Origin of the sequence: Acidaminococcus sp. (genome assembly GCA_022482815.1) — a bacterium.
In the GTDB taxonomy this organism is placed as follows: Bacteria; Bacillota; Negativicutes; order Acidaminococcales; family Acidaminococcaceae; genus Acidaminococcus.
Genome location: JAKVOM010000001.1, coordinates 1,788,686 through 1,813,844 on the forward strand (window position 1 = coordinate 1,788,686; position 25,159 = coordinate 1,813,844).

The 25,159-nt window shown below is 49.2% G+C and carries 19 protein-coding genes; 16 read left to right on the forward strand and 3 right to left on the reverse strand.

All coding sequences use genetic code 11. From position 1 onward, the window contains the following. Window positions 1-438 precede the first annotated feature (438 nt). From LKE33_07810 to LKE33_07845, 8 genes are all read left to right on the forward strand, one after another. Window positions 439-1,779 carry an MATE family efflux transporter gene (locus LKE33_07810; protein ID MCH3950819.1) on the forward strand — a complete coding sequence of 447 codons (1,341 nt, stop codon included), beginning with the start codon at window positions 439-441 and terminating at the stop codon, window positions 1,777-1,779. A gap of 1,101 nt (window positions 1,780-2,880) precedes the next feature. Then, a complete protein-coding gene (purE, locus tag LKE33_07815; protein ID MCH3950820.1) occupies window positions 2,881-3,432 on the forward strand; it encodes a 5-(carboxyamino)imidazole ribonucleotide mutase in 552 nt (183 codons plus the stop codon). A gap of 30 nt (window positions 3,433-3,462) precedes the next feature. Further along, the gene (gene purF / locus LKE33_07820) at window positions 3,463-4,896 is read left to right on the forward strand and encodes an amidophosphoribosyltransferase (protein MCH3950821.1); all 1,434 of its coding nucleotides are present in this window, start codon (window positions 3,463-3,465) and stop codon (window positions 4,894-4,896) included. Window positions 4,897-4,911: 15 nt separating this feature from the next. Further along, on the forward strand, window positions 4,912-5,967 hold the full coding sequence (gene purM / locus LKE33_07825) for a phosphoribosylformylglycinamidine cyclo-ligase (protein MCH3950822.1): 1,056 nt from the start codon (window positions 4,912-4,914) through the stop codon (window positions 5,965-5,967). Then, window positions 5,960-6,574: a phosphoribosylglycinamide formyltransferase gene (gene purN / locus LKE33_07830; GenBank protein MCH3950823.1), complete on the forward strand. Its 615-nt coding sequence runs from the start codon at window positions 5,960-5,962 to the stop codon at window positions 6,572-6,574. Before purM ends, purN begins: the two co-directional genes overlap by 8 nt. Window positions 6,575-6,579: 5 nt before the next feature. After that, a complete protein-coding gene (locus LKE33_07835; protein ID MCH3950824.1) occupies window positions 6,580-7,173 on the forward strand; it encodes an IMP cyclohydrolase in 594 nt (197 codons plus the stop codon). Between the two features lie 20 nt (window positions 7,174-7,193). Further along, window positions 7,194-8,474, forward strand: coding sequence for a phosphoribosylamine--glycine ligase (purD, locus tag LKE33_07840; GenBank protein MCH3950825.1), 1,281 nt, complete (start codon window positions 7,194-7,196; stop codon window positions 8,472-8,474). A 112-nt stretch (window positions 8,475-8,586) separates the two neighbouring features. Then, the gene (locus LKE33_07845; protein MCH3950826.1) at window positions 8,587-10,098 is read left to right on the forward strand and encodes an IMP dehydrogenase; all 1,512 of its coding nucleotides are present in this window, start codon (window positions 8,587-8,589) and stop codon (window positions 10,096-10,098) included. A 129-nt stretch (window positions 10,099-10,227) separates the two neighbouring features. Here the strand turns inward: LKE33_07845 and LKE33_07850 are convergent, their stop codons facing one another. Next, window positions 10,228-11,475 carry an IS110 family transposase gene (locus LKE33_07850; GenBank protein ID MCH3950827.1) on the reverse strand — a complete coding sequence of 416 codons (1,248 nt, stop codon included), beginning with the start codon at window positions 11,473-11,475 and terminating at the stop codon, window positions 10,228-10,230. A 1,963-nt stretch (window positions 11,476-13,438) separates the two neighbouring features. On the opposite strand from LKE33_07850, the gene LKE33_07855 reads away from it, so the two are divergent. From LKE33_07855 to pyk, 3 genes are all read left to right on the forward strand, one after another. Then, window positions 13,439-14,230: an electron transfer flavoprotein subunit beta/FixA family protein gene (locus LKE33_07855; protein MCH3950828.1), complete on the forward strand. Its 792-nt coding sequence runs from the start codon at window positions 13,439-13,441 to the stop codon at window positions 14,228-14,230. 13 nt (window positions 14,231-14,243) lie between these two features. Continuing rightward, window positions 14,244-15,266, forward strand: a complete 1,023-nt coding sequence (locus LKE33_07860) for an electron transfer flavoprotein subunit alpha/FixB family protein (GenBank protein MCH3950829.1) — start codon at window positions 14,244-14,246, stop codon at window positions 15,264-15,266. A 79-nt stretch (window positions 15,267-15,345) separates the two neighbouring features. Continuing rightward, the gene (pyk, locus tag LKE33_07865) at window positions 15,346-17,094 is read left to right on the forward strand and encodes a pyruvate kinase (protein MCH3950830.1); all 1,749 of its coding nucleotides are present in this window, start codon (window positions 15,346-15,348) and stop codon (window positions 17,092-17,094) included. Between the two features lie 1,001 nt (window positions 17,095-18,095). Here the strand turns inward: pyk and LKE33_07870 are convergent. Then, a complete protein-coding gene (locus tag LKE33_07870; GenBank protein MCH3950831.1) occupies window positions 18,096-18,353 on the reverse strand; it encodes a glutaredoxin in 258 nt (85 codons plus the stop codon). A 156-nt stretch (window positions 18,354-18,509) separates the two neighbouring features. Between LKE33_07870 and LKE33_07875 the strand changes: the two genes are divergently transcribed. From LKE33_07875 to LKE33_07885, 3 genes are all read left to right on the forward strand, one after another. After that, a complete protein-coding gene (locus LKE33_07875; GenBank protein ID MCH3950832.1) occupies window positions 18,510-19,223 on the forward strand; it encodes a helix-turn-helix domain-containing protein in 714 nt (237 codons plus the stop codon). A 383-nt stretch (window positions 19,224-19,606) separates the two neighbouring features. Continuing rightward, window positions 19,607-20,980: an APC family permease gene (locus LKE33_07880; GenBank protein MCH3950833.1), complete on the forward strand. Its 1,374-nt coding sequence runs from the start codon at window positions 19,607-19,609 to the stop codon at window positions 20,978-20,980. 31 nt (window positions 20,981-21,011) lie between these two features. Next, entirely contained in the window at window positions 21,012-22,223 is a 1,212-nt protein-coding gene (locus LKE33_07885; protein MCH3950834.1) for a PatB family C-S lyase, read from the forward strand. A 266-nt stretch (window positions 22,224-22,489) separates the two neighbouring features. Here LKE33_07885 and LKE33_07890 read toward each other — a convergent pair whose 3' ends face one another. Continuing rightward, entirely contained in the window at window positions 22,490-23,389 is a 900-nt protein-coding gene (locus tag LKE33_07890) for a LysR family transcriptional regulator (GenBank protein ID MCH3950835.1), read from the reverse strand. 135 nt (window positions 23,390-23,524) lie between these two features. Between LKE33_07890 and LKE33_07895 the strand changes: the two genes are divergently transcribed. Both LKE33_07895 and LKE33_07900 read left to right on the forward strand, forming a co-directional pair. After that, the gene (locus tag LKE33_07895; protein ID MCH3950836.1) at window positions 23,525-24,319 is read left to right on the forward strand and encodes a sulfite exporter TauE/SafE family protein; all 795 of its coding nucleotides are present in this window, start codon (window positions 23,525-23,527) and stop codon (window positions 24,317-24,319) included. Window positions 24,320-24,363: 44 nt separating this feature from the next. Further along, entirely contained in the window at window positions 24,364-25,008 is a 645-nt protein-coding gene (locus tag LKE33_07900) for an MBL fold metallo-hydrolase (GenBank protein MCH3950837.1), read from the forward strand. Window positions 25,009-25,159: the final 151 nt, after the last annotated feature.

Genomic DNA, 25,159 nt, shown 5'->3' on the forward strand with positions numbered 1-25,159 from the left:
CTTCGGGGGCTTCCCTAAAACCCTGCTTTCTTTTATGTAATAAGAACGCAGATCGCTTATTGCTACGGAAACAAAAATAGAAGCACCAGCCCTCTTGTTCGCGCTGCTGCGCGAATAAGAGGGGAGGACCGCTTGCGGTGGGTATTCAGTCAGACAACAGGGATTGGTCCAATGGCAACGCTGTAAAATCCAAACCAACACCCCAATTGGAGCGGTGAGTGATGACCCTTTCTGCCGAAGGCTATTCTAACTGCCCATTCTTATTTACATCAAAAATCCGCCAATGAATCTGCCCGTACTGCGGTACTATCCACTATCCACTCACCCCTAACCACTTTGTTTAAGGCAGGGCTAAATGCTAAAGATGCTTTTAGCCAACTGCAGCTATCTGCCATCTGCTATCTGCCAACTGCTATTTTTTAAAGGAGGAAACGAATCGTGAGTCAGACACGGACCATGGATATGACTTCCGGGAATATCTGGAAGATCCTTTTCTGGTTTTCGATTCCTTTGCTGCTCGGCAATTTATTTCAACAATTATATAGTACAGTAGACAGCCTTGTTGTCGGCAACTTTGTCGGGGCGGATGCCCTCGGTGCCGTGACCAGTATGATGCCCTGCATCAATACCCTGATTGGTTTCTTCATCGGCCTTAGTACCGGTGCCAGCGTCATTATTTCTCAGTATTTCGGCGCTCACGACACGAAGATGCTGCGCAGGGCCGTACACACGTCGCTTGTCGCTACGCTGCTGCTCAGCTTTGTTTTCATGGCGGTCGGGTATTTCGGGGCCCCTTATATGGTAAGCTTCATGCGGACGGCTCCTTCGATTTACCCGCTTGCGGTCACGTACCTCAGAATCCTTTTCGGCGGTGTGACGAGTACCATGATGTACAACATGGGTTCCGCCATCCTGCGGGCTGTCGGGGATTCAAAGCGGCCGCTCTATTTCCTGATTTTTACTTCTGCCCTTAACGTCATTCTTGACCTGCTCTTTGTCGTCGGTTTCCATATGAGTGTGGCCGGAGCCGCCTGGGCCACGGTGATTTCCCAGTTTATTTCGGCATTCCTGATCCTTTTTGTGCTTTACAAAAGTAAGGATGTATATTCGATTACCCTTTCGGAGATGCACATTGATTTCAAAGTGCTCAAAAAGATTGTCGGTGTCGGTATGCCGGCAGGACTGCAGATGGCCGTGACTGCTTTTTCAAATGTTTTTGTCCAGGCCTATATTAATTATTTTGGGGCCGCAAGTACGACAGGGTGGGGCGTCTATTTCCGCATCGACTCGTTCATCCTCATGCCGATGATGACGGTGGCTCTCGCCATTACGACCTTTACGGGACAAAACGCCGGAGCGCACAATGTCAAGCGCGTGAAAGAAGGTCTCCGTGTGGCCATGAGAATAGCGGAAATGGGAACTTTGATGCTGGCCATTCCTTCTCTTATTTTTGCGCCGCAGTTGATTCGCTGGTTCAATACGGATCCCGATGTTGTAGCTTACGGAACGCTCTTTATCCGTACGAACTGCTGGTTTGCCGTCTTTGCTTGCCTGAACCAGGTGTATGCCGGGGCGCTGCGCGGTATTGGCGATGCCAGGGCACCGATGTACATTATGCTGTTCTCTTTTGTGGTGTTCCGCCAGATTTACCTCTTCATCATGTCCCAGGTGTATAACGTCCCGCGCACTATTTCCTTCGGATATCCGCTGGGGTGGATGATGTGCAGTCTTCTTGAATTTACTTACTTTCACTTCAGTCATTGGGAGAGAAAGTTATAGGAAAGGCACCCGCAGCCGCCAGGTGCTCGGCTGGCCTCGCACGCTGTCGACTGTGGAGCTTTTTCTAAGGAAACTTTTTCTGCCCGGCGCAGAAATATGAACCCATCTGCTGTGTCAGACGGGTGCGTGACCCATCGAGGTACTATCTGTGTACATCTTCTGGGCCCCGCACCCGTCTTCCTTGCATCTGGGCCCATCTTCTGTGCCGTTCATAAAAAGAAAATAAAAAAGAGGTTTGAAATCAGGGCTTACGTTTCGAGAGAGATGTATGCCCTGATTTTTAAAAAGTAAAAGAAAATTAGCTGCACCAGCCCTCTTGTTCGCGCTGCTGCGCGAATAAGAGGAGGGGACCGCTTGCGGTGGGTATTCAGTATGATAACAGGAATTGGTCCAATAGAAACGCTGTAAAATCCACACCTAAAACCCAATTGCGTCGGTAGAGACCCTCTTCGACGTCGCTCCGCGACATTGAAGAGGGGCGGACCGCAGGGAGGGCCTGACGTCGTCAGGTCCTCCCGTCTGCGGTGGGTGATGACCCTTAATATTTATTTTTCAAACCTTTTGTATCATTTACCTATAACAAAAATGTAGTATTGCTATGGTTAATCTTTGTAGCTCTTTTATTATTATCCAGGCAATGCGAAGCATTGGCTACGGAGAACCGCTTGCGGTGGAGGGATAACTTCTTTTCCTTCGACGTCCCTTTCTGCCGAAGGCCAACTGACTGCCCATTTTTTTTCTACATCAAAAATCAGCCAAAGTAGCAGCCCGCACTGCGGTGCTACCCACTAACCACTTTGCCGCTGACTCAGCCAAATGCCAAATGCGCTTTTCTGCTAACGGCCTGTCAAAATCCGCCAATGAATCTGCCCGCACTGCGGTACTAGCCACTAACCACCATCCACTAGCCACTTTTTTCACCACTACTTCGAACAATTATGTAACATATATTATAAAAGTTCGAATTGCGATTGACATCGTTTCGGCGTATTGATAGAATGGTATGAGCAAGCGTTGTCTATTGTTTTAGTTGGCTCGAGAGAAAGGACATGACAGATTTTCATGAAAGACTCTTGAGCTTTTTTATTTGGAGGTGCAACGATGAAAGTAGCAATGATTATGGGAAGCAATTCGGACTGGCCGAAACTGGAAAGTGCTGAAAAAGTACTGAAGGATTTTGGTGTGGAACTGGAAGTTACGGTAGCAAGTGCCCACAGAACGCCTGAACTCGTGAAGGAATTTGCAGAAGGCGCCAGAGACCGCGGAGTGGATGTCATCATTTCCGCAGCCGGTGCGGCAGCTCACCTGGGCGGCTTTGTAGCAGCCTATACGACGCTTCCTGTCATCGGTGTACCTATCAACGCCACGGCGCTGAACGGCATGGATTCCCTGCTGTCCACGGTACAAATGCCGTCCGGCATTCCTGTCGCTACGATGGCTATCGACGGTGCCAAGAACGCTGCTATTTTCGCAGTGGAAATCATGGCCCTGAAGTATCCGGAACTGGTTCAGAAACTGGCTGATTACAGACAAAATATGAAGGCGGAAGTCCGTGCCAAGGGTGAAGCCCTGGCCGCTGTCCGCGAAACTTCTGAAAAATTCGACGCTACCAGCAAGAAGATCGGTGACGCCGTTCGGAATTTCATGAAATAAAGAGGAACAAAAGGAGGGATTATGCACGTGATGGAGTTTCAGGAAGATAAGCTGCACGAGGAGTGCGGTGTCTTCGGCATGTTTTCCCACAAGGATGATGTAGCGCTCAATACATACTGGGGGCTTTTTGCGCTGCAGCACCGCGGCCAGGAAAGTGCCGGCATTGCGGTGACCGACGGGAAAAATATGCACATCAAAAAAGGCATGGGCCTTGCCACGAGTGTATTCCATGACGGCCTCGCCGGCCTTGACGGATATATCGGAATCGGCCATGTCCGCTATTCTACGACGGGTTCCAGCATGTCGTACAATGTGCAGCCGATGAAGGTCTTTTATGACGGCGGCAACCTTGCCATGGCCCACAACGGCAATCTGACGAATGCTGCCGCTCTGCGCAAAGAGCTGCAGAAGGAAGGCTATCTGTTTTCGTCTACGGTCGACAGTGAAGTCGTCCTGAACCTCATTGCCAAGTCCCGTAAGAAGACGCTGCCGGAACGCGTGGCGGAAGCAGCCAATGCCATCAAAGGGGCGTTTGCCATCCTCATCATGGATGACCATCAGCTGATTGCTTTCCGCGATCCTTACGGCTTCCGTCCGCTGTGCCTCGGCAAAGTGGATGACGGCTGGGTTGTGGCCAGTGAAACCTGCGCACTCGATCTGGTCGGTGCCCATTTCGTCCGCGATATCAAACCGGGCGAACTCATTGTCATCGACGCGGAAGAAAAAGAGCCGCGCAGCATCATGTACTGCGAGCATATGCCGGCTCACTGTGCACACTGCATTTTCGAATATGTATACTTTGCCCGTCCGGACAGCATCATGGACGGTGAAAGCATCTATAAAGCCCGCGTCAACATGGGCCGCATCCTTGCCCGTGAAACGAAGGACATCAAGGCGGATATCGTCATTTCCGTTCCTGACTCCGGGACGCCGGCTGCTATCGGCTACGGCCTCGAAAAGGGCATTCCTTTCCTGGAAGGCCTGACGAAGAATAAGTACGTAGGCCGTACGTTCATCCAGCCGACGCAGAAACAGCGCCTCAACGCGGTGCGTCTGAAACTCAATGCCAACCGCAGCCTGGTAGAAGGCAAGTCCGTCGTGATGGTGGATGACTCCATTGTCCGCGGCACGACGAGCGGCATGATTGTGCAGCTCCTGCGCGATGCCGGTGCGACGGCGGTCCATGTCTGCATCAGCTCGCCTCCTGTCATGAATTCCTGCTATTACGGAATCGACACGTCCGAGCGCAAGGAACTGATTGCTGCCAGCAAGACGGAAAAAGAAATCTGTGAATACATCAAGGCTGACAGTCTGCATTATATTACGATGGAAGGCCTCCGGGCTTCGCTGTCCGTCCTTGACCCGGACGACATGTGCTATGCCTGCTTCAACGCCCTTTATCCCGACGGTGCGGATAAGGAGATGAAGAAGGGGTCCAAGTATCAATTTGAAATGGGTTGCTGATGAGGAGGAAACAGCGTGACTGAGAAAAAGAGCATTACATACGCAGATGCAGGTGTAAATATCGATGCCGGCAATAAAGCCGTAGAACTGATGAAGGACAGCGTCCGCGCGACCTATCGTCCGGAAGTCATCGGTGATCTGGGCGGCTTTGGCGGCCTCTTTGCCCTGTCTCCCAAATATAAGGAACCGGTCCTGGTATCCGGTACGGACGGCGTCGGCACGAAGCTGAAGATTGCTTTCATGATGGACCGTCATGACACCATCGGCCAGGATGCTGTCGCTATGTGCGTCAACGACGTACTGGTGCAGGGCGCGGAACCTCTGTTTTTCCTGGATTATATCGCAACCGCCAAGGTAGAATCCCAGAAGATTGCCGATATTGTAGCCGGCGTGGCCCGGGCCTGCAAGGAATCCGGCTGTGCCCTCATCGGCGGCGAAACGGCTGAAATGGCGGGCTTTTATGCCAAGGATGAATACGATATTGCCGGCTTTACCGTCGGCGTTGTCGAAAAGAGCAAGATGATTACCGGCGACAAGGTGAAGGCCGGCGACGTGCTGCTGGGCTTGCCTTCCACGGGTATCCATTCCAACGGCTATACCCTGGTGCGCAAGATTTGCTTTGACGTCATGGGCTATACTGTCGATAAGTACATTCCTGACTTCGGCAAGACCCTGGGCGAGGAACTCCTGACCCCGACCCGCCTCTATCCGAAGACCTGCCTGCCGCTGATTCAGAAATTTGATCTCCACGGCATGGTACATATCACGGGCGGCGGCTTCTACGACAATATTCCGCGCGTGCTTCCGAAGGACTGCGATGCCGAAGTGCACGCCGATGCCTGGGAAGTCCCTGTTGTCTTCAAGAAGCTGCAGGAATGGGGCAACGTGCCCTGGAAGGAAATGTACCGTACGTTCAACATGGGCGTCGGTATGGTACTCGTTGTCGGCGCGGACGAAGCCGATGCCGTACGGGCTCACCTCAAGGCGAACAACGAAAAATTCTATGAACTGGGTCATGTCGTACCCGGCACGAAGAAGACTGTCATGAAGGGCGGCGTTTTCGGTGAATAAACGTAAGATTGGTGTACTCGTAAGCGGCCGCGGGAGCAACCTCCAGGCAATCATGGATAAGATTTTCCTGGAGAAACTGCCGATTGAGGTCGCGATCGTAATCAGCGACAGTGCGGAAGCCTATGCGCTGGAACGTGCCGAAAAGGCGGGAGTCCCGCATGTGGCTATTGTCCGCCATGATTTCAAGGACAAAGCTTCCTTTGAAAAAGCGATTGACGATAAACTGCGCGAGGCCGGCGTGGAACTGGTCGTACTGGCTGGTTTTATGCGGATCCTGAGCGGCGATTTCGTCAGCAAGTGGCCTCAGGCTATCATCAACATTCATCCGGCCCTGCTGCCGGCTTTCAAAGGCCTCGACGCACAGGGACAGGCACTGAAATACGGTGTCAAAGTAGCCGGCTGCACGGTTCACTTTGTCGATGCAGGCATGGATTCCGGTCCTATCATCATGCAGCGCGCCGTACCGGTGTATGACGAAGATACGCATGATACGCTGGCAGCACGCATTCTGGTCCAGGAACATACGATTCTTCCCGAGGCCGTACAACTGTGGTGTGAGGGCCGTCTGGAAGTCAAGGGCCGCAGAGTCAAGATCAGAAAGGAGTAATTGCAATGGCGATTAAAAGAGCATTGGTAAGCGTTTCCGATAAGACGGGTGTCGTGGAACTGGCTGCTTTTCTGCACAAGAAGGGCATCGAAATCATTTCCACCGGCGGCACGATGAAAGCTATCAAGGAAGCCGGCATTCCTGTAACCTATGTCAGCGATGTTACGGGTACTCCTGAAATGATGGACGGCCGCGTCAAGACGCTGAATCCGAAGATTCACGGCGGCATTCTTGCTATCCGCAGCAACCCGAAGCATGTGGAAGACATGAAGAAGAACGGAATCAAACCGATCGATCTCGTTGTCTGCAACCTCTATCCGTTTGAAAAGACCATTGCCAAACCGAACGTGACGGAAGCGGAAGCTATCGAAAATATCGACATCGGCGGCCCGGCCATGGTGCGCGCTGCTGCCAAGAACTTCCATGATGTCGTTGTGATTACGAACCCCAATCGCTATGGCATGCTGATGAAGATGCTCGACGAGAAAGGCGATATCGACCTTGAAACGAGAAAAATGCTGGCTCAGGAAGCTTTTGCCCACACGGCAGCTTATGATACGGCAATCAGCCAATATCTGGCTAAACAACTCAAGAAATAAGGCAGGAGGTTCGTATAAAGATGCAGGTACTTGTCATTGGCGGCGGCGGGCGTGAGCATACGATTGTCTGGAAGCTGGCGCAAAGCCCGAAAGTAGAAAAACTGTACTGCATTCCCGGCGGCCCCGGTATGAAGGGCCTGGCCGAATGCGTCGATATGGATACGACTGACCTCGAAGGACTGGCTAAGTGGGCAGAAGCTCACAAGATTGACCTCACCGTAGTGGGGCCGGAAGCTCCGCTCGTAGCCGGAATCGTAGATGTCTTTAAGGCTCACAATCTTACGATTTTCGGGCCGACCGCAAAGGCAGCCGAAATCGAAGGCTCCAAGATTTTCTCCAAGGAACTCATGGAGAAGTATCACATTCCGACGGCTTTCTTCAAAGTCTGCGATACGGAAGATGAAGCCAAGGCCTATGTCCGTGAAAAAGGCGCCCCCATTGTCATCAAAGCCGACGGCCTCGCTGCCGGCAAAGGCGTTGTTGTTGCCATGACGGAACAGGAAGCACTCGATGCCATTGACGATATGATGGGCCATCATAAATTCGGTGCTGCGGGCAGTAAGCTCGTCATCGAAGAATTCATGGACGGCGAAGAATGCTCCCTCCTGTGCTTTACGGACGGCAAGACCATTGTGCCGATGCTGCCTGCCCAGGACCATAAGCGCGTAAACGATGGCGACAAGGGCCCGAATACGGGCGGTATGGGTGCCTATGCCCCGGCTCCTGTCATGACCGATGCTCTGAAGGAAAAGACGATGGAGACCATTGTCCGTCCTGTCGTAGCGGCGCTTGCCAAAGAAGGCCGTCCTTATTCCGGCTGCCTCTATGCAGGCCTCATGATTAAGGGCGATTCCATTAAAGTTGTTGAATTCAATGCTCGTTTCGGTGATCCGGAAACGCAGGCCGTGCTGCCGCTCCTTGATGGGGACCTGGCAGAAATCATGTATGCCTGCGCTACGGGTACGCTCCGGGAAGACATGGTCAAGTGGAGCCCCAAGGCGGCCGTCTGCGTCGTCATGGCTTCCGGCGGATATCCTGTTTCCTATCCGAAAGGCATTCCTATCACGGGTCTCGAAGAAGCTTCCAAGCTGCCGGATGTGGTGGTTTTCCACGCCGGTACGAAGGAAAAAGATGGCCAGATCGTCACAAATGGCGGGCGTGTGCTCGGCGTTACGGCCATTGACAAGGATATTGCCCATGCCAAGGAAAGAGCATATGCAGCTGTAGACCGCATCCATTTTGAAGGGGCTCACTTCCGCAAGGATATTGCGTGGAGAGCTCTGAAGCGTTTAGGAAAATAATGTCAGTAGCCGCTGGCCAGAAAAGACCGGCGGCTACTAAATTATAAAAAAGTGTTGCATTTGTGACATCCCGGTGATAGAATAGGGAAAATAATTTCAAGGGGGAACGAGAATGGCTTTTATTTATGATGAACCTGCCCATACCTTTAGTGAGTATCTGTTAGTTCCAGGCTACTCTTCGAGCGAATGCATTCCTGCAAACGTCAGCTTGAAGACGCCGCTTGTAAAATTTAAAAAGGGCGAAAAGCCCGCAATGACCCTTAACATCCCCTTGGTTTCCGCAATCATGCAGTCTGTGTCCGACGACAAGATGGCCATTGCCCTGTCCCGCGAAGGCGGCCTGTCCTTCATCTACGGCTCTCAGAGCGTAGAAAGTGAAGCAGCTATGGTTGCCCGCGTAAAGAGCTACAAAGCCGGCTTTGTTGTCAGTGACTCCAACCTGCGTCCTGACTGCACCCTGGCGGATGTTCTGGAACTCAAGAAGAAAACCGGTCACTCCACGATGGCTGTAACGAGCGATGGCTCCGTCCATGGTCATCTGGAAGGCATTGTAACGAGCCGTGACTATCGTGTCAGCCGCATGCAGATGACGGACCGCGTCAGCACCTTTATGACGCCGGTTTCCGAAATGGTTGTCGGCACGGATGACATCACGCTGAAACAAGCTAACGACATTATCTGGGATCATAAATTGAATACGCTGCCGATCATTGATAAGAACGGCAACCTGATGTATATGGTCTTCCGTAAGGACTATTCCACGCATAAGCAGTATCCGCTGGAACTCCTGGACAGCCAGAAGCGTCACGTCGTAGGCGCCGGCATCAATACCCGCGACTACGAAGAACGTGTACCTGCCCTCGTCAAGGCCGGTGCAGACGTACTCTGCATTGACTCTTCCGAAGGGTTCAGTGAATGGCAGTCCCGCACGCTGAAATGGATCCGTGACAAATACGGTGATTCCGTAAAGGTCGGTGCCGGCAACGTAGTTGACGCTGATGGCTTCCGCTTCCTTGCCGAAGCAGGCGCTGACTTTGTCAAGATCGGTATCGGCGGCGGTTCCATCTGCATTACCCGTGAACAAAAGGGTATCGGCCGCGGCCAGGCAACGGCTGTTATCGAAGTTGCCAAGGCTCGTGACGAATACTATAAGGAAACGGGTATCTATGTACCTATCTGCTCCGACGGTGGTATCGTCTATGATTACCATATGACGCTGGCACTTGCCATGGGCGCTGATTTCCTGATGCTGGGCCGTTATTTCGCCCGCTTCGACGAATCTCCGACCCGCAGAGTCAACATCAATGGTACCTACATGAAAGAGTACTGGGGCGAAGGTTCTTCCCGTGCCCGCAACTGGCAGCGCTACGATCAGGGCGGCGAAAAGAAACTGGCCTTCGAAGAAGGCGTTGACTCCTACGTACCGTATGCAGGTTCACTGAAGGAAAACGTCAACCTGACGTGCTCCAAGATCATTGCTACCATGTGCAACTGCGGCGCTCTGACGATTCCGGAACTGCAGAAGAAAGCCAAACTGACGCTTGTCTCTGCAACCTCCCTCGTCGAAGGCGGTGCCCACGACGTCGTCCTCAAGGACAGCGTCAGCAACGACTATCCGAAATGATTGAATGACTAAAAAAACTGTGAAGGCATTTGCCTTCACAGTTTTTTTGTTAAATTCATACCCAACCGCAGTGTAGCACACCCGGACCTCCTTTCAAGCCGCTCTGCGGCTTCGAAAGGAGACTAACTATCATATGTCAAGTGCAAAATCCTGTGAATCGGAGCCAGTATTTATCTGCCTTTGAAGCATTAATTGAGCAGGTGTTTTGTATGGGATTCCTCTCGTTTGAAGTGCATAGATTAGACGTACTAACTTTTTAACTACGTGAGAGATTGCTATATAGAAATGTTTTCCTTCGCTTAATTTCTTTGCCAAATATTCTTTGTAAGCTGGTTCATTTTGGCAGACGAATCTTGCCGCATTGAAGAGAGCATGACGTAGATATCGTGATCCTCTTTTCTCCATATGGGCACTCGGTCCTATTCCACTCCGCCGGCCTGACTGGTTCTTAGAGGGCGCAAATCCGGCATAGGCCAGTATCTTGTCGGGGGAGGAAAATCTGGAGAAATCCCCAATTTCTCCTAAAATTGCGGACCCTGTAGCAATACTAATCCCAGGGATTGTAAGTAACGGTTCTTTACGTTCCTCTAACAGTTTTTTAATTCTGGACTCAACTTTTTGAATTTGTTCGTTTTTTACCTCAATATCGTGTATTGTTTCCACTACATTAATTTCAGTAGATATATCGCTTTTGCCCAGACCTACGGAATGCCTTGCAGCGTTACGAATCTGCTCAGCCAGATCCATACTTAACCTGCCTTTGGATGTTTTGTAGATAATTTCTTTCATGTGTTTCAAATTTGCGTTCGCCATTTTCTCGGGAGTGGGATACTCCTTAAGGAGAGCGTGAGCGGTAGCAGAATCCAGGTTTATGTACTGTGGAAGTTCAGAAAAGCTAGTATCAATTATACGGGTAAGGGTTTGCTTTTTTAGAGACCGTTCATGAACCCATCCAAAGCGAGTCCTGGTTAGTGACTTCAAGACTTTATTGTGGTATTCTTGGGGTACGTAGGGCTTGAGGTCTAAATCGGACATAAGTATGCAAGCAATGAAGTGTGCGTCAATGCGATCGGTTTTAGTTTTGCGAAGGCTATGACTCTTTCTGTATTGATCCGTCAGCAGAGGATTGAGAACGCAGGTTGCTAGGCCATTGTTCAACAGGAATCTGGTGATGTTCACACTATACTCTCCGGTGGCCTCCAGCCCTGCTTTTATATTTTTTACCGATTGATTGTAGGAAAAAATTCGCTTTAGCAGGTGGTCATAACCATTCCGGGTATTGGGGATCGTGAATTCCTCGTAGTCGTCCTTATGCTCAGAATCAAGGATGCAGCAGTCGTGTTTGCTCTTAGATACATCAATTCCAACGTAGATCATAAAAAGACCTCCTCAAAGATAAAGATATGATGCTGAGTCCACAAACTCTTTGCCATGTATCCTTGTTCTATATAAACCGTCTGGCGGTATCTAACTTATTAACATCGCTGCAAAGAGCTGTGGTCGGAATCTCCATAAAACCGTTTATCGGTAGGAGGACATTAACCAATCCACAGCATCTTTTACAGTGTAGCACTTTATCCCCAAAAGGAGGTAAAGTCCTTATTCATATGATACAAGGAGAACCGCAGTCAGCGCTGACGGTAGGAAGCGCTGACGAATGCGGTGGAGGATAGCTTCTTTCCCGTCCTTTAGGAACGAGGGTGGACCACGAAGTGGGGGAGGAAAGTAAGTTAAGGGGGGACCGCTTGCGGTGGGTATTCAGTCAGACAACAGGAATTGGTCCTATAGAAACGCTGTAAAATCCAAACTAACACCCCAATTGCGGCAGTAGAGACCCTCTCTGCCGAAGGCTAATACCCTCTGTCTGCTCGAACAACTAAAATTAGCAGTACCAGTCCTCAGCCCTCTTATTCGCGTGTTTTTCGCGAATAAGAGACCGCTTGCGGTGGGTATTCAGTCAGACAACAGAATTGGTCCTATAGAAACGCTGTAAAATTCAAACTAACACCCCAATTGGGGCAGTAGTGACCCTCTTCGACGTCGCTGCGCGACATTGAAGAGGGGGAACCGCAGGAAGGCCCGATATAATCGGGACTTCCGGAAAGCGGTGGGTGATGTGCGCCAGTTCGGCGTGAATAGTATAGTTCGGTGAAAGTCCGAATCCAGTAAAGTCTAGCAAGCAGCTGGTACCGAGTCTTGCATGCAGAGCCGTGAGGTGAGCATGAAGCGTAGACAGGGAGTGTGAGAGCCGTAATGCCAAATGCGATGAGCAAGGCGTAAAGCAGAATCAGCCTCGTTAACCGTAATATGGAAGCCGATACCTTATCACCGGTCGCAGGCAGAAGCGTACAGTTCGTTAGCAGGAAACTGCGGCGAGAACTGCACAGAGTTCCATCGGGGTCCAAGTGCACGGCGAGTACACAAACACTATTCATGTACCTGGGAGAACTGACTCAGTCCAAGGGACAGTGGTATGCTGACTTAAATACTTAACTGTACGGAGGTTGGCAAAAGCTGAGTCAGTAGTCGGATTGCCTCATAGTAGTGATGAAACCTATGAAAGTAGGCGGAGCGAAGGGGGCAAAGAATAATCGATTTCTGTCTCAAAACAGAAGGTAACACAAAGAGGTTACCATAATGGAAATTGCGACACAGAAATTAAGGCACCGAGTGCAAGAGTGCAGATATGGTGCTGAAAGATTATTCTAAGAGCCGTATGCGGGAAAACCGCACGTACGGTTCTGTGAGGGGCGGGCGAGGCAACTCGACCCGTCTACTCGACGTCCCTTAATATTCTTCAAACCTTCTCTATCTTTTTGCAAAAACAAAAATACAAAACATCTGCAGTAAATATCATCTGCTCTTTTAATATTTTTCAGGCAATGCGAAGCATTGGCTACGAACAACCTCCTTCCAAGCCGCTTTGCGGCTTCGGAAGGAGGAGAATCGCTTGCGATGGAGGGATAGCTTCTTTTGGTTTTATAGCTTCTTTTCTTCACAGCTTTCCCTTTGCGCGTAAGCGCCACAGCTTTCCTCCTCAAAAATCCCTTTCTTTCCTCAGATATAAGCAAAACCTTATAACATAACCAAATTATTTCATATTTTTCTATCCTCCTTTGTCCGCATAAACAGAAGGATTTCTCTCAAAAAATCTTGATTTAGTGGGCAAAAGCGTACGTTTTTGCCAAAAAGAGGAACGCCATGGAAAAATGTGTAAAATTGTGAGAATATTTACAATTCTTTTGATATATAAGCATGTTTTGACTTGCATACCCCCAAAATCGGTGTTACAATAAAACGGTATGGATTGTATATTATAGTTTTAGGAGGTCGCTTTGTAATGAACATCATTGTATGTGTTAAACAGGTTCCGGATACAGCCGAAATGAGAATCGATCCGGTAACCAACAACCTCGTCAGAGACGGTGTCACGAATATTATGAACCCGTATGACCAGTATGCTCTGGAAACCGCTCTGGAACTGAAAGATTCCCTGGGCGCTCATGTAACTGTTCTGACCATGGGACCACCTCAGGCAGAAGTTGTTTCCAAGGACTGCCTGGCTGTCGGCGCTGATGAAGCAAAACTGATCACCGACAGAGCTTTCGGCGGTGCTGATACCCTGGCTACGAGTGCTGCTCTGGCTAACTCCATTAAAGCCCTGGGCATTCCTGACCTGATCCTCTGCGGCCGTCAGGCAATTGATGGTGATACGGCTCAGGTTGGTCCTGAAATCGCTGAACACCTTGACCTTCCGCAGGTTACCGGTGCTCTGAAAGTTCAGGTTAAAGGCGACGAAGTCATTGTTGACAGAGATAACGAAAATACTTCTCAAACCCTGTCCATGAAGATGCCTTGCGTAGTAACCGTTATGCGTAGCCCTGACCTTCGTTTTGCCAGCATCAGAGGCAAACTGAAGGCTAGAAAGACCGAAGTTCCTCATCTGTCCGCTGATGATCTCCATATCGATCATGATATCATCGGTAAGGCAGGATCCCCGACTCAGGTAATGCGCAGCTTTACTCCGAAAGTCGTTCAAGTTCATGGTGAAATCTTCACCGATGAAGATCCTCAGGTTGCAGTTGACAAGCTCGTTGCTAAACTGATTGAGGATAAGATTATTACGAAGTGAGGTAGGGATACAAATGGCTAATACGAAGGGTCTGAAGACCGGTAACGAAAAAGATTTGTGGGTTTATGTTGAACATTATCAAGGTAAACCTGTTCATGTAGTATATGAACTGCTTGGCGAATGCAGAAAGCTGGCTGACAAGAGCCATCAGCGTCTGTGCGCCGTTCTGATTACGGATGACAGAAGAGACGTTCCTGCTGACCTGTTCCATCATGGCGCAGACGTCGTTTATGTTTGCGAAGATCCTAAGTTCGCTAACTATTCCACCGACCTGTACACCAACGCTTTCGTGGAAATGATCCATGAATTCCAGCCTTCCGCTGTATTCGTTGGCGCTACCAACGATGGTCGTGACTTTGGTCCGCGTGTTGCTGCAAGAGTTAACACTGGTCTGTGCGCAGACTGCACCATCCTGGACATTGAAGAAAACGGCCTGATGCATTGGACTCGTCCTGCTGCAGGTGGTAACATCATGGCTACCATTCTCTGCAAGGAACATCGTCCTCAGATGGGTACCTGCCGTCCTAAGACTTTCAAGGCTCTGCCTCCTGATATGTCTCGTACCGGCGAAATCATTGAATACAAAGTTAAAAATCAGGTTGAAGACCGCGTTAAGGTTCTTAGAAGAGATCCTGTTGTTACTGAAGGTGAAATGGCTATTGATGATGCTCCGTACGTCTGCTCTGGCGGCCGCGGCATGAAAGCCAAGGAAAACTTCAAGCTCCTGCAAGACCTGGCTCACGTAATCGGCGGTGCTGTAGGCGGCAGCCGTGCAGCAGTCGATGAAGGCTTCATTGGCCACCCGCGTCAAGTTGGTCAGTCCGGTAAGACCGTTACCCCGAAGATTTACTTCGCTTGCGGTATTTCCGGTTCTGTACAGCACAAGGCTGGCATGAGCAAGTCCGATACCATTGTTTGCATCAACAAGGATCCGGACGCTCCGATGTTCGAAATTTCCCGTTATGGTATTGTCGGCGATGCACTGAAGATTCTGCCGCTGCTGACTGCCAAGATCAAGGAATTTAAAGAATCCTGATTAAAACTATAATTTCACATTAAAACTAAAGCCCGGGCATTTCCAGCCTGGGCTTTTTGTAAAAGAGGGGTGAAGTCTTATGAAAAAGACTAAAATCATTTGTACGCTGGGCCCTGCTACAGATAAAAAAGAAATCCTTGTAGATTTGATCAACAAGGGCATGGACCTGGCACGTTTCAACTTTTCCCATGGTACTCACGAAGAATGTGCCAAACGGATTAGTCTCTTGAGAGAAGCTGCTAAGGAAACGGGCCGCATCATCGGTCTTATTGGTGATACCAAAGGGCCGGAAATGCGTCTTGGCGTTTTTAAAGACGATAAGGTTACGCTCGTACCGGGACAGAAATTTACGCTGACAACGGAAGAAATTGAAGGCACTGCCGAAAAATCCTATGTCAACTACAAAGAGCTGCCAAAGGATATCCATGAGGGAGATATGATTCTCCTCAATGACGGCAAGCAGACGCTCCACGTCGATAAACTGACGGATACGGAAATCTATACGACCGTTGTAAGCGGCGGTGAAATTTCTTCCCGCAAGCGCGTTGCCGTGCCGGGTGCTATCCTGAAGCTGCCGTTTATGTCCGAAGCGGATATCAGCGACATTACCTTTGCTGCAGAGCAGGGTATGGATTACATTGCTGCTTCCTTTGTACGCAATGCAGACGATGTCATGCAGATCAAACGCCTGCTGGAAGATCTGCATTCTTCCATCGGCATCATTGCCAAGATTGAAAACCAGGAAGGCGTGGACAACATCGATTCCATCATCAATGTAGCTGACGGCATCATGATCGCCCGCGGTGACCTCGGCGTGGAAATCCCGATGGAAGACGTTCCTGTTGTACAGAAGGAAATCATTGCAAAATGCAATGCTGCCGGCAAACCGGTCGTCACGGCTACGCAGATGCTTGAAAGCATGATTACCAACTATCGTGCTACGCGCGCTGAAGCTAACGACGTCGCCAACTCCATTTACGATGGTACCGATGTCATTATGCTGAGCGGCGAGACAGCTTCCGGTGCTTATCCGCGCGAAGCTGTAGAGACTATGGCACGCATTGCCGTAAGAACCGAACAGGCACTGGATTACATCAACCTGTTCGAGCATAAAGGCCTCACGGAACGCATCCAGACGACGGATGCCATCAGCCATGCTACGGTACAGATTGCTACCGAACTGGACGCCGACGTCATTCTTTCCCTTACGGAATCCGGCTATACCGCCCGTATGGTTGCCAAGTACCGTCCGCATGCCAAAGTTGTCGCCGTTTCGTCTATTCCCGAAACGCTGCGCCGTGTGACCCTTTATTGGGGCGTAACCCCGCTTTACGGGCCTGCTAAATCTACCTCGGACAAGACGATTGAAGCCTCTCTGGAGGCGGCTGAGTCTGCCGGACTTGTTAAGAAAGGCGATTCTGTAGTTGTTACCGCCGGCAAGAATGTCGGCAAGGTAGGCAGTACGAATTTGATTCAGGTGATTAATGTGGCACAAAAAGTTGTTTCCGGTCTTGGTATCGGTAAAAAGTCCATCAGTGGTCCTGTCTGCAAGATTCGGACCAAAGAAGACCTCAAGAAGCTGAAACCCGGCATGATCATTGTCGTGAGCGCTCTTGAAAATGAAATGGGTGCCGTAGCCTCCCAGGCTTCCGGCATCATCGCTGAAGAAGGCGGATTCACTTCCGCCGCCGCCATCGTAGGCATCAACTGCGGCATCCCTGTCGTCGTCGGTGCTGCCGGCGCCATGGATAAACTCAATGAGGGGGATGTAGTGACGCTGGATGTAGAAGCCGGCTGCGTTTACGCTGGTAAAATAAACATTAAGTGATTTTAGAGGCACCTGCCTCTCCCTGGTGCTCGGCTGGCCTCGCACGCATTTCGAGGCAGAGCTTTTTTAAGGAAGTTTCCGCTGTCCTCTGCAGAATCCAGCGGCATGGACTTTGTCGAACCGGGCTGCGACCATTCGACGTACGTTTTTGTGTACGACTTCATGGCCTCAGCCCGGTTCTTCGCGTCCCTGCGGCTGTCTTGCAGCAGAGTCCATCAGAAACAACGAAGGCCGCTTTCAGCGGCCATGCGAAAGAAATACTTTTGGTGCAGCGTGTTTTTGATTATTTCTTTTCCTGAATGGATTGGTTTTTTAACACCGGATAGCGAAGATGCTGTCAAGGCGGACGCTCCGCGCCCCCGCTCAGCGGTCTTGGCCTTGACAGGGCTGAGCTATCCGGTATGCTTTTTTATATCCATTCATTGCAAAAGGAAATGATGTGCGCCTTCTTGAATTTTTCTTTTTAATCCTTTAGATGGTTTTACTTTCGGATAGCAATAAGATTCTGCAGAATCACCACGTACCAGTACGCCTCCTGGGTGCGTCACCTTTTTCCTTGTTCTTGACACTGTCTTGCAGCACTTTACTCACTAAACAATTAAAGCTGACGTGACCTGCAGATACATCTGTTTCTAAGACATTTTGGTGCAGCGTATTTTTGATTATTTCTTTTCCATGAATGGATTGGTTTTCAAACACCGGATAGCGAAGGTGCTGTCAAGGCGGGCGCTTTGCGCCCCCGCACAGCGGTCTTGGCCTTGACAGGGCTGAGCCATCCGGTATGCTTTTTTATATCCATTCATTGCAAAAGGAAATTATATGCGCCTTCTTGAATTTTTCATTTCCATCCTGTAGATGATTTTAATTTTGAATAGCAAAAAGTACCTGTCAGAACCACCGTCACGCGGGGGGACGCCTGGCGGCAGTTCTGACAGGTATAGGTGAAGAGTAGGGAAGTTTAGGTAATTGTCGTTTTATAATAATAAGGTGTTTTGCTGTTTTCACAGCTTTTTCAGCACGTCTTCAAAATGCAGCGTTTCCGTGCCGTCTTCCATTTTGATGTAGGGCATCATGATGTCACCGGTCCTGCGGTATGCCTCGAATACAGGGCTCGTTTCACGCACGTGGATATATTCCCGCAGAGCAGGGAAGCTGGCGGCGATGTCCTGAAAGTCGATGGTGACGTTATGCTCTTTCAGTTTGATCAGGGCATACAGGGTATTTTGGCACAGGTGGCTGCCAATCATTGTAACTTTCATGGGTGATTCCTCCTTTCCTTTACCTTAACGGATTTTCTGCTTCCAGACAAGAACGCAAAAATTTATAAGTTACTATGGTTTTACATACCTTTGTCCGTTTTGATATACTTGGAATATACGGAAACAAGCGGTATAGCGGGGGAGTGTGAAGGCAAGATGGAAGAGGTCAATTACTCACAAAAAATCGGGGAACAGATCCGGAAGTACAGAAAACAAAGAGGCCTGTCACTGCAGAACCTTTCGCAGAGGATTCATAAGGGGCATGCGACGCTTTCCAAATACGAGAGCGGGCAGATCATCATGGATGTGAACACCCTTTATGATATTGCCCATGCGCTGCATGTCAGAGTGGAGCAGCTCATCTACGCTGAACCCGTTGCCGGTTCGCTTGACAACAATATGGGAATTCCTAAGTTTTTTCAGGGCGTCCGGCAGTTTTATATGTACTATTATGATGGCAGGATCAACGCTATTAACCGCAGTGTGGTCGATATTCTTGAACGGTCAGGGGACAATACGTTCCGCATCATGATGTATATGAACATTTCCGACTATGCTTCCTATCTTGATTGTGAGCATACCTTTTCCGGTGTCATGCAGCATTTTGATTCCCTGACAAATATGCATCTTGTGAACCGCGACACGCCGATGGATGAACTCAATCTGTGCATTTTGGCGACGTACCTGGATGAACCGAAAAAATGGGGCATGGTAAGCGGGGTTTCTTCCCGTCCTTTGATGCCAACCGCGGCTCGCGTGCTCGTCACCAAAGTAAAATGCAAAGAGAATAAAGAGCTCATCGATTCCCTTAAGATTTCCAAGGATGATATCAAAAAGTTAAAACTATATAATATGCTCGTCGTGACCTGAGCATGGCCTCGTGAGAGCTACAATCCCTGTCATTCCAATCGGATGGCAGGGATTGTTCTTTTAAATCAAAAATTTATTCAAAACTTTCAGTTTATTTTGCCCCCTGAAAAACAGGAGCCGCTTTTGGCGAAAAATGTTCCTTAAAAGAAATATAATTCGAAAAAATGTTCCTGACACGAACATTTGGTGCTTTTGATTTTTCTCCGGTCCGCTTTTATACTGAAACCAAGATCAAGGAAACGATGTAGAAGGCAGCACTCAGCGAGCTGCCAATCATAACTTGCCATCGCTTTCCAGGGCATTTTAACTTCTGCGCAGAGATGAATTGCCTGATTTTTCTGTAACGCCAAGCAAGGTTACATGAAATGAAAAGGAGAATTCTTATGGCTGAGAAAGATGAAAAAAAGCTGGGACTGTGGAATGTTGTCGGTCTCGGCGTCGGTGGAACGATTGGCTCCGGGATTTTCGTCATCCTGGGCCTTGCGACCGCAAAAACCGGTCGGTCCATTCTTTTGGTAACCACTATCTGCGTATTCTATATGCTTTTTGCTTACTGGTATAATCTGGCCATGTCCGGAATCTTTGTTATCAAGGGCGGCGACTACAGTATGAAGGGCATGGTGCTTCCCGCCCTGCTTACCGGCTACGGAGCCTGGTCCAACTTCATCTGGGCTTTTGCCTGCACGGGTCATACGCTGGCTATCGTCAGTTACCTGGAGGAGCTATGGCCGCAGATACAAAACTTTGAAGTGACCGCGGGCGTCATTGTCCTGACAGTCTTTACCCTCATGACGGCGCGCGGCTCCCGGTTTGTTGTACTTTTCCAGAACTACGTAACCATTGTCCTGATTGCGGCGCTGGCACTTTTCATTATTTTCGGTGTGCCTCACGTCGATGCAGCTCACTTCTTTGATCCTTCCTACGACGGCGGTTTCTTCCGTAACGGTATTGCCGGTGTCATCAGCGCCATCGCCCTCATGGGCTGGGCTTGTCAGGGAGCTACCATGGGCCCTGTCAGTGTCGTCGCAGTCACCAAGAATCCTAAAAAGCTCATTCCGCAAAGTATCCTCGTCACGAGCGCTATCGTAGCTGTTATCTATGGTCTGATGTCCTATGTAGCTGCCGGCGTACTGCCTTACGACCAGATTGCCGGTCAGAACCTTGGCGTTACGGCAAAAGTCATTTTCCCGGCCGGCCTCTTCGCCTTCTTCATTCTGGGCGGCGGCTTCTGTGCCATCCTTTCTTCTCTCCTCAATACGCTCATCATGATTCGGTATCCGCTCATTCATTCTGCGGAAGACGGCTGGTTCCCATCCATCTTCAAGAAGCAGACCAAGGAAGGGTTCCCGTACGTAAGTTATCTGCTCGTTTACATCATGGCCCTGATTCCTATCCTCACGAAGATGAGCGTAGGCGATGCCATTTCCATGCTGATGATTCCGACGATGCTCATCAATACGTTCCTCAATGTGTACTGCCTGGTACTTCCGAAAAAATATCCGGAACAATTTGCCAAACGTTCCATCAAGTGCCCGACCTGGCTGTACAACGTGTGCTGCGTCCTGGGCGGCGTGAGTGCACTCGCCGTTTCGATTACGCTCTTTATGGATTTGACGCCGGCTAATGCTGCACTTGCCGTGCTTCTGGTTGTCCTTCCGATTCTCTTCTCGTGGATTGCGCTCAAGAAGAAAATGGTGGACAAAAATGTGCTGCAGCAGCGCCGCGACGAGATTATCCAGGATGCGCTGAATGAGTAATTGCTGAATTTGTGAATGGAGGGTTATTCTCATGAAGAAATATAATTTTGACGAAATTATCGATCGTAACCATACGGATGCCATGAACGTGGAAGGGTTCCGCACCTATATTTTCAACGATCCGGAAAAGAAAAAGGTCTTTGCCTACAAAGATGATGAATTTATCCGGATGTGGGTGGCAGATATGGAATTTGCCGTGGCCGATGAAATCATCGATGGCATCAAGGAACGCCTGAAACAGAGAATCTTTGGATATACGCAGCTGTCCCGCGATTCCTATTTCAAAGCATTTGATCAATGGACGGAGAGCCGCTACGGCTGGAAATTCGACAAGCATGACATCTTTACGAGCGGCGGCGTGGTACCTGCCATTTTCGAACTGGTGGACTATATTACGAACCCTTATGAAAAGGTGCTCATCATGACACCGTCCTTCGGGCAGTTCGCCAATGCGGCCAAGTTCCATAACCGGGAGCTCGTCTGCACGGACCTTGTCGAAAAGGATATGTATTATACGGTGGATTTCGAGGACTTCGAAAGAAAGGCCTCCGACCCGAACACGACGCTCTTCATCTTCTGCAATCCGCAGAACCCGACCGGACGCGTCTGGACGGAAGAAGAGCTTCGGAAAATCGGGGAAATCTGCAGAAAGTACGACCTTTATGTGATTTCCGATGAAATTCACTGCGATTTGATTCGTAAAGGGCAGAAGCATATTCCGCTTGTGAAAGTGATGCCGGATTACAATAAGATTATCACCTGCATGGCTCCCAGCAAGACCTTCAACGTGGCCGGGTTCATGTTCTCCAATATCATCATTCCGAACAAAAAGATCCGTGCCATCTGGCAGGCAAAGCACTACGCCTACGATAACCCGCTGAGCATTGCCGCGGCAGAAGCTGCTTACGCACATGGTGCCAACTGGCTGGATCAGCTGCAGGATTACCTGGACGGCAACTTCCGGTATCTGAAGGAATTCCTCGCAGAAAAACTTCCGAAAGCAAAATTCCGCATCCCGGAAGCAACCTACCTTGCCTGGGTTGATATCGGCGCGTATCTGCCGAAAGACACGAACCTTTCCGAGTTCTTTGCCAACAAGGCCGGCGTACTGCTGGAAGGCGGAAACGCTTCCTTCGTACATAATGCCGACTCCCTGATTCGCCTGAATCTTGCCATGCCTAGGTCCGAACTGAAAAAAGGCATGGAAAGAATCGCTGATGCTCTGCAAAAGGTGGAACGGTAAAACTCAGCAGGCATTCATCTAAACTGGTTAGCAAAATGTTATTAGAAAAGGGACTGTGAAAATACGATCAATCGTCGTTTCACAGTCTTTTTTTGCATTATTTCCCAGCCATATCAGCAGGGCGAGTCTGAGTAAAGTAACACTTTGCTGTACAGGATGTCAGCATTTTAATGCATCTCGCAAGACAAGAACGCTGCTACTCTGCCTGAGTATGGTGCTTATATCTTTAAAACGAATAAACCGTCTTACATCCGGTGCGGGTCGGGCTATAAGGAATCAACAGGGAAGGTTTTCTTGAGCATCTCCTGAAAGGCCCCAATAAAGGAACGTACGGCAGTAGGGAGGTTTCCTTTCCTTTGCCAGATGAGGGCACTGGTTTCTACTGGGTTCATGGGAATTTGGATGGGCTGAATTATAAATTTATCAGGAGCAAGAAAGGCTTTGGAAAATTCAGGAACAATAGCTATCCCGAGTCCACAATCAGCCCATGTCAGGAGTGGGATAATTTCATCACTCGTGAGGCGCACATAAGGAGAAAGGCCTTTTTCTTGAAAGTAGGAAAGAAAGGCTGAGGCATATCTGCGGTGCAGTAAGACAGGGGATTGTACTAAATCTTCGAGCCTGGAGGGCAGGGAGTCATTCCCAATCCATTTTTTGGATGCAATGACGATTTGCCGCTCTGGAGGCAGGACAAGGCAGTGATAGCGCTCACTGTCCACAGGATAACGAATAAAGCCCAGATGAACGATTTCATGATCAATCCAATCAAGAATCTGATGGGTATTACCCTGCCGTAAATCAAATTGAATTCTTGGATATTGCTCCTTAAAGCTTTTTACCAACATGGGAAAGAGGCTGCGGCCTGAAGAGTTGATACTGCCGATGGTAATGCGCTGCCCCATACCGTTTCCAACGTCCCTTACATCATAAACTGCTTGATCAGATAGCTCCACGATGAGCTTCGCCTTATGGCGAAGAACTTTACCCGCTTCTGTCAGTATCATCTTCTTTTTCGTCCTCTTGAAAAGGGGAACGCCTATTTCTTTTTCGAGGGTAATCATTTGCTGACTCAGTGGAGACTGGGTCATATGAAGTCGTTCTGCAGCTGTGGTGATGAGTCCTTCTTCGGCAACTGCTAAAAAGTATTTCATTTGTCTGATATCCATGTTAGCCTCCGATTCAGTTGAAAATCAACTATAAATCAGATAATATAAATATTTTTTATCTGATTCTATCTATGATATCATACTCTTTGTTCTCTGAAAAGCTATCTATAGTTAGAACAAGGAGGTTGGTTTTATATGGATAATATGTTTCTCTTATCCGGTGTTGGTTTCCTCATTGGTGTACTGATTATCTCTCTTGGCGGCGGTGGCGGAGGAATCTATGTGGGAATCTTGACTGCATTTTTCCAGGTTCCGCCTGCTGTGGCCGCATCTACTTCGCTTGCGACCATCATTCCGACCACGGCTATTGGTTCCATCAGTCATTATCGCAATGGAAATGTCCACGTTCGCTACGGCCTTATTATGATGGCAAGTGCTGTTGTGGGCGCTATCGTTGGTTCTTATTGTTCCGATTTGCTTCCGCAAAGCTATTATCTCAAGATTACTGGTATCCTGCTGCTTGTATTGGCGGTTCAGATGATTATGGGATATGTAAAGAAAAGAAAGAATCATTTTGCTGCCCCCGAGAATCAGAAGGGCAGCACAGTCAGCCGGCCACTTTCGGCGCGTGCGATTGTGACGGCTTCTATTTACGGTCTTCTGGGCGGCCTCATGTCAGGCCTTGTCGGCGTTAGCGGTTCCCTTCCTATTGTGTCAGGATTGACCGTCCTGGGGTGCTCTGCACTTCAGGTTGTCGGTACGTCGGTCTTTGTCCTGGTCGGTATTTCTATTTCCGGGTTTGCCATGCATCTGGGCCTTGGCAACGTGAACTGGACACTGGTGTGCTACTTGTCAGCCGGTACGATTGTAGGTGCTTTTGTAGGGCCTATGATTTTGAAGCGTATTGATGCCAAAAAATTAGAAGTGGCTCTGCCTCCCATTCTTATTGTTTTGACTGTCGTTATGGGTGTCATTATCCTCATGAAATAATAAGGATGAAACAACAATAAACTAGATGAAAAGGCTGGGTAACTATGGAACTTACTTACTATGGACATTCTTTTTTTACATTGAAGTCGGATGAAGGGATAACGATTGCAATGGATCCTTTTGATGACTCTGTCGGATATCCGCTGCCTCAAGTTAAGGCGCAGCTTGTCCTCACATCACATGATCATTTTGACCACAACAATAGTAGTTTGATTGAAGATAAACGGCTGGTCATATGCGGTCCGGGAGAGTTTTCCTATGGTCCGGTGCGTGTTATGGGAATCCCTGCTTACCATGACGCCGAGCAGGGAAAACTTCGAGGGAAAAACACGATTTACAGGATTGAAGTCGATGGCGTTGCGTTCTGCCATTGCGGGGATCTGGGACATCTTCTTGATCATCAGACGCGGGAGACTTTAGGAAAAATCGACGTTCTTCTGGTTCCTGTCGGCGGGATCTCTACTATTGATGCACATGAAGCAGCAATTCTCTGTCATCAGATCAAACCGAAGCTCGTCATTCCCATGCACTATAAGACGCCTTGCCTTACCTTCGAATTAGGGGAGCTGGAGCCGTTTCTGGAAGAAATGCATGCTCCGGCTAAGAACCAAAAACATACATTTTTCATCTCGAAGTATGCGCTGCCGGATAATCTTCGAATCGTTATTCCAAGTTTTATGGAGCCTTAATATCGTATTGAAAAACTGCTGTTTATTTGACAGCAGTTTTTGTTTGCCGTCGGCCTCAAGATTCTGTCAACGATTTGCCCCATTATGATACTCACGACTTGTCCATCTCTTAATTCCTCTTATTCTCTATCAAAGAAATCTCCATACTGCA